The following is a 5,542-nucleotide window of genomic DNA, read 5'->3' as shown; positions in this document are numbered from 1 at the left end:
CACCCGTTCCCATACCGAACACGGAAGTTAAGCTCTCTAGCGCCGATGGTAGTTGGGACCTTGTCCCTGTGAGAGTAGGACGTCGCCAAGCAACTTTAAGACAAGTCAGAATGACTTGTCTTTTTTTGTGTTTTATAAAAATAAGAATGGGTGGTAAATCTCAGTTTGTTATAATTTCACTTTATTGTTCACATCAACAAGTTCAAAACGCTCACAGACGAGTAACATATCTTCAGAGAAATTAAGACCAAGCTCATTTAGTTCCTTTGTAAAAAAACGAATATGGGTGTCTCTGCAGTAATTATAAGTACGATCTCCTTCGCCTTCGGCGATAGCGAATTCTTCTCTTACTTCATTCATTGGTGTTACAGTTACTTCTATTGTCTTAATAATAGCTACAGGTTCATCATTACTATTAAGTATAATACTATAATCATTAGTGGTCGGTAGCGGTTCATTTTCTAATTCATAAAAATGTGACCGGAGCATGTAGCGGTTTTAATACCATCAATTACTAGTTGTGCAAGATAATTAGGGGAATCCCCAAATTGCCAAGCTATAACAGATTCTGTTTTTTGTTGTTTCCCCAATAAGTATTCCAATATGTCTGTGCTAATTGATTCATTTTATCGTCACCTCACTCTAATTAATATTTAGTTGCTTTATAATTCCTAGGAAATTTATTTATTTATTTACTTATTCTGTCTTTGTACTCATTTGAAATTTGTATCAGTGTGTTGCAAATTAAAAAGATACTATGTGGAATGAATATGGTTTGTAAATATGTTCTGTACATATATGGGATCTTTAATTTTCCAATTGCATTTTATGATAAAGGATATAGTTACTTAAAGAACGTTCAGACTATTAATGGTAGTTTATTATCACTATGCCATATTGAAGTGAGTAGTACTAGAGTTGAAATAGATAAAAAACCGATATTCTAAATTGAATATCAGTTTAATGATATGTGACTTATATGAATCTATAGCAATACGAAAAGCGTAAATAAGATAGCCAACAAAATACGATAGTATGCAAAAGGTTTTAAACCTATCTTCTCTAAAAGCTTTAGAAAAGTTACTACCGCTAGCATCGCTACTATAAAAGAGGTAATGAATCCTACCGCAAACATAGGGATGTCATCGACACTTAAATACTCCCAGCTTTTTAGTAAGTCTAAGCCTGTAGCCCCAACCATTACAGGAAGAGCTATTAGAAAAGAGAACTCGGATGCGGTTTTATAATTTACTTTTGCTAATAGACCTCCAGAGATAGTAGAGCCGGCTCTAGAGAAGCCAGGGTATACTGCTAAGCACTGAAATAATCCAATTGTTAAAGCTTGACGGTATGTTAAATCGTCCAGTGAATAGGCGGTTGCCTCTTTCTTTTTTACTTCTGCAAAGATCATAAGAATTGCCCCTGCTACAAGTCCAATCACAACAGTATATGGCTGAAATAAGTATGTTTTAATAATATCATGTAGTAGCAAACCAGCCACTACTGCCGGAAATACGCCAAGAAATACATGAAACGCGTTGAATTTTTTCTCTTTCCGTAGAAGAGGCTTAATATTAAATAAAGAAACGAGACGTTTATGATATAAAATTGCAATAGCTAAAATTGCGCCTAGCTGAATAACAATTTCAAACGTTTTTGCTCTTTCTCCTTCAAAGTCTAATAAATGCCCGACTAATATAAGGTGGCCAGTAGAAGATATAGGTAAAAATTCAGCTAATCCTTCTACAATACCAAGTATGAAGGCAATAATGATATCGCTCATAGTTTCACTCCTATAAATTAATGAATGTCTACTTTTTTAAAATAGAATAGTGTTGCAATAAATCCGGAAATTGTTGTTACTGCAATGATGATATAAGAATACTCTGGTGGATATGTCGGTTGTAATTCATTATTTGCGATATCTAGAGTAGCGGTCCACGGAAATAAATCTTTATGCTTGGAGTTTACGAGCATAAGATTAGTCATTGTAATAATGACTGTTAATATAATGGGCGGTACATAGCTCTTCATGACAAGAGTTAGTAGTACAATAGGTGAAGACAATAGAAAGAGAAGTCCACCACATATTAAAAATTCTAGGAAAGAACCTAAAAGTAAAGCAATGTTAAAACCAGGGAAATTCCCCAATAGCCCTAATATTAAAGTAAGTGCCCAAGCGACTAAAGTTAGCATCATGATCCAAAGAAAGAGAATGATGAATTTACTTATAATAAAGCTAATGCGCGACACGGGGATAGTTAGTAAATTTTTTAGTGTATCTTCTGCATATTCGCGGGTAAGCAAATATGCAACCACTACTCCGTATAAGGGGAATCCTATAACTAAAGTAGTATATAAGTTAACATCAGTGAATAATTGATGGAACCAAATAGTCGGAGTTGGCTGTTTTGTTTTTATATGTATATAAGAGGCTACTACAACTAAGAAAGGTGCGACACCAGCACCAATAATGCTAATTAAAAACATATTAGAGCGTTTTAGTTTTAAGAGTTCTGTATAGAGTAAATTAACCAATGGTTCCACCTCCAACTAGTTTGGTGAAATAATCTTCTAGTCTATCTTCACTTATCATCATTTTTAATACTTCAATACCATTAAGAACGAATGTTCTGTTTATGTATCCTTGTTGTCCAAAATGAGAGTAAATACGAATATTTCCTTCATCATGTACTTCATAATCAAAAATTTGAAGATGATTTTCTAATAACATCACAGCTTTATTGTCATTATTCACTTGAAACTCTATGTACTTACGGTTTGCTTTGCGTAGCGTATCAAGAGAAACTTCTTCTAGTAACTTTCCTTCATGAATAATTCCGATACGATCGACTAACTGTTCTACCTCGGCTAATATGTGACTAGAAATGAGTATTGTTATATTTCTTTCTTGAGCTAAAGAATGAATAAGTTTTCGCATTTCTTTAATACCAATAGGGTCTAGTCCGTTAGTTGGTTCATCTAATATGAGTAGCTCGGGATAATGGAGAAGAGCGCGTGCAATTCCTAAGCGTTGCTTCATTCCTAAAGAATACTTTCCTACTAACTTTTTTGTCTCATGCTGCAAGCCTACTATTTCTAATGCTTCTTCGATAGCATTCTTTTTGTGAACCCCAATTATCTTTGCATTAATTAATAGGTTTTCTTTTGCAGTTAAGTTTTCATAAAATCCTGGAACTTCAACTATAGAACCAATTCTGCTTAAAATATCTTTTTGATTTTGGAATAAGTTCTCTCCAAATATTTCAATCGTTCCACTTGTAGGCTTTATAAGACTAAGCAGCATACGAATGGTTGTTGTTTTACCAGCACCGTTGCGGCCTATGAAGCCATAAATCTCCCCTTGTTGAACATTAATATTTAAATTATCTACTGATTTTTGATTGCCATATACTTTAGTAAGGTTAGTCGTTTTTATAATTGTATTTATAGGAGACACCTGCTTTCTATAAGTTCTTACTTACATCATAAAAAGGAAGGCTTAACTGCATATTAATCATTTCTTAACTATTTCTTAAAAGTATTGTGTTTTGGAATAGAAAAGCCAAAAATAGTTCGTTTCCATGGAGTGCTTTCAACCCATATATGCCCACCATTTCTCTCAACGAGCGCTTTAGAAATAGAGAGCCCGAGACCACTACCACCAAACGAGGAGTTTCTTGATTGTTCGCTTCGGTACATTCGCTCAAACACATTTTGTAAATCATGCTTTGGAATACCAGGGCCTTTGTCCCAAATATGAAGTTCATATTCTCTATCGGTTTCTAGTAGTTCGACTCCCACTATTTTTCCATCCTTTCCGTAATAAATGGCATTTTTCATTAAATTACTCATAATCCGCATAAGGCTCAGATAGTCTGCGATAATAGGGCAAGTAGATTCTGGTATGAGAACTTGCAGTTCGATGTTATGTTTTGAGAGCTCAGGTAAAAATTCAATCAAAACTTCTCTAGTAACTTCAGAAAAGTCGAGTTCTTCTTCTTTTAGTGGAAATTCATTAGCGTCTAGCTTCGCCATATTGAATATTTCATCAACTAGGTGCTTTAAGTTATTTGATTTCATATAAAGTATTTTAAGGTATTCTTGTTTTTCTATTTCAGAAACAGCAACCCCATCTTTTAAAGCATCCATATATCCGATAATGGAGGTGAGTGGTGTTCGTATATCGTGGGAGATACTAGACAAAAGTTGTTTTCTGGATTCCTCGGATCTTTTGGCTTCAATCTGAACCTGCTCTAATTTAGCTATTAGCTCGTTTATTGAAAAAACGATATTATGTAATGAGTGGTCATTACTTGTGAATAATCTCGTTTGTAAGTTTCCTTTTAGTACACGACTTAATTTAGTATCCATTGCTTTGCGATGTTGAATGAATTGTATTCTTGAAAAGAAGAGATAAATTGTAATTAAGATAAGGATTATAAATAAAGACATTTTTACTCTTGGGTCCATTTGTATGTTTAAAATCCCGCAAATGATAAGTTGTAATGAAATAAGGGAGAGGGTTTTATCAGTCTTCAAGCTTTTCACCTACAAACTTATAACCAATTCCCCATATAGTCTGAATGAATTTTGGATTGGAAGGGTCGATTTCTATTTTCTTTCTAAGTTTTCGAATATGTACCATAACGGTATTGTCATCTTCTATATAATTATCGTCCCACACATTTTGGAAGAGCTGTGTTTTTGTAAATACTTGCCCTGGGTTTGAAGTAAAGAATTTTAATAGTTCCAGTTCTTTTCCGGTTAAGTTAATTTCTTCTTTATTTGTATGAACTGTGTATGTATTTAGATTGAAAGTTAGTCCTTTAAAAGATAAAGTTGTTTTTTCTTGAGCAGTATTGTTACTTCCAAGAACTAAAAAACGCCGCATAAGAGCTTTTACTCGTGCAATTACTTCGTGAATGCTGAAAGGTTTTGTAATGTAATCATCAGCACCAATGCTTAAGCCTAAAATTTTATCAATTTCGTGATCTTTAGCGGTGAGCATTAATATAGGTACGTTAGTTTTATCTCTAAGCTTTTTACATACCTCGATTCCATCTATTTTGGGCATCATAAGATCTAATATAACGAGGTTATAGTTATTTTGATTAAATAAATGCAAAGCTTCTTCGCCGTTGATTGCAGTGTCTACCATATATAATTCTCGTTCTAAATATATTTTTAATAAATTTCGGATTTCTTTATCGTCGTCTGCTATAAGGATACGTATATCTTTCATATTTTCACCTGCTTCTAATAGAGTTTTATTGATAGTACAACAACTCTCTAATTATATACTAGTATTTGTTAAAATAAGGTTGCTAGTTTTGTTGGAGGGAAACGTCCGCACAAGTTAAGTCTAGAGCTCAAATTAAATCGAATATGTTTGGAAGAATAAATTAAAGAGAAGCAGAAAGCATGCTCCGATAATGAAATCCTATAGAGACGTATCTAGCTAAAAGAGCATAAAAACATTAACTTGAATATATTTATAAAAAGGTGTTGACGATTATACAAATGGAGTGTAATATAGAAC

5 protein-coding genes, 1 rRNA gene and 1 pseudogene are annotated in these 5,542 nt (G+C 33.5%); 1 reads left to right on the top strand and 6 read right to left on the bottom strand.

Features of this window, described 5'->3' with window-relative positions:
* Positions 1-91: ribosomal RNA gene (gene rrf / locus C4S65_RS33695) — 5S ribosomal RNA — on the top strand; the annotation flags it as partial.
* A gap of 77 nt (positions 92-168) precedes the next feature.
* Here the strand turns inward: rrf and C4S65_RS33690 are convergent.
* The 6 genes and pseudogenes from C4S65_RS33690 to C4S65_RS33665 all read right to left on the bottom strand — a co-directional run bounded on the left by C4S65_RS33690 (position 169) and on the right by C4S65_RS33665 (position 5,245).
* Positions 169-625: pseudogene (locus C4S65_RS33690) on the bottom strand (ASCH domain-containing protein).
* Between the two features lie 360 nt (positions 626-985).
* Complete coding sequence (gene uppP, locus C4S65_RS33685; RefSeq protein WP_086405940.1) at positions 986-1,783, bottom strand: undecaprenyl-diphosphate phosphatase UppP; 798 nt, start codon at positions 1,781-1,783, stop codon at positions 986-988.
* Between the two features lie 17 nt (positions 1,784-1,800).
* Positions 1,801-2,538 carry an ABC transporter permease gene (locus C4S65_RS33680; RefSeq protein WP_000247715.1) on the bottom strand — a complete coding sequence of 246 codons (738 nt, stop codon included), beginning with the start codon at positions 2,536-2,538 and terminating at the stop codon, positions 1,801-1,803.
* On the bottom strand, positions 2,531-3,460 hold the full coding sequence (locus C4S65_RS33675; RefSeq protein ID WP_000074582.1) for an ABC transporter ATP-binding protein: 930 nt from the start codon (positions 3,458-3,460) through the stop codon (positions 2,531-2,533). The genes C4S65_RS33680 and C4S65_RS33675 overlap by 8 nt, the downstream gene beginning before the upstream one ends.
* 68 nt (positions 3,461-3,528) lie before the next feature.
* Entirely contained in the window at positions 3,529-4,542 is a 1,014-nt protein-coding gene (locus tag C4S65_RS33670) for a HAMP domain-containing sensor histidine kinase (RefSeq protein ID WP_140337683.1), read from the bottom strand.
* Positions 4,532-5,245 (bottom strand): response regulator transcription factor, encoded by a 714-nt coding sequence (locus C4S65_RS33665; protein ID WP_000651996.1) that lies wholly within the window; start codon positions 5,243-5,245, stop codon positions 4,532-4,534. Before C4S65_RS33665 ends, C4S65_RS33670 begins: the two co-directional genes overlap by 11 nt.
* Positions 5,246-5,542 lie beyond the last annotated feature (297 nt).

This window comes from Bacillus sp. ok061 (assembly GCF_900108285.1).
Taxonomy (GTDB): Bacteria; Bacillota; Bacilli; order Bacillales; family Bacillaceae_G; genus Bacillus_A; species Bacillus_A thuringiensis_S.
The sequence above is the reverse complement of the archived record's forward strand: the minus strand, read 5'-3'. Positions and strand labels throughout refer to the sequence as shown.

Bases quoted from the DNA above. Each gene is read 5' to 3' on its own strand.
- uppP (WP_086405940.1), bottom strand. From the start codon at position 1,783: ATGAGCGATATCATTATTGCCTTCATACTTGGTATTGTAGAAGGATTA.
- C4S65_RS33665 (WP_000651996.1), bottom strand. From the start codon at position 5,245: ATGAAAGATATACGTATCCTTATAGCAGACGACGATAAAGAAATCCGA.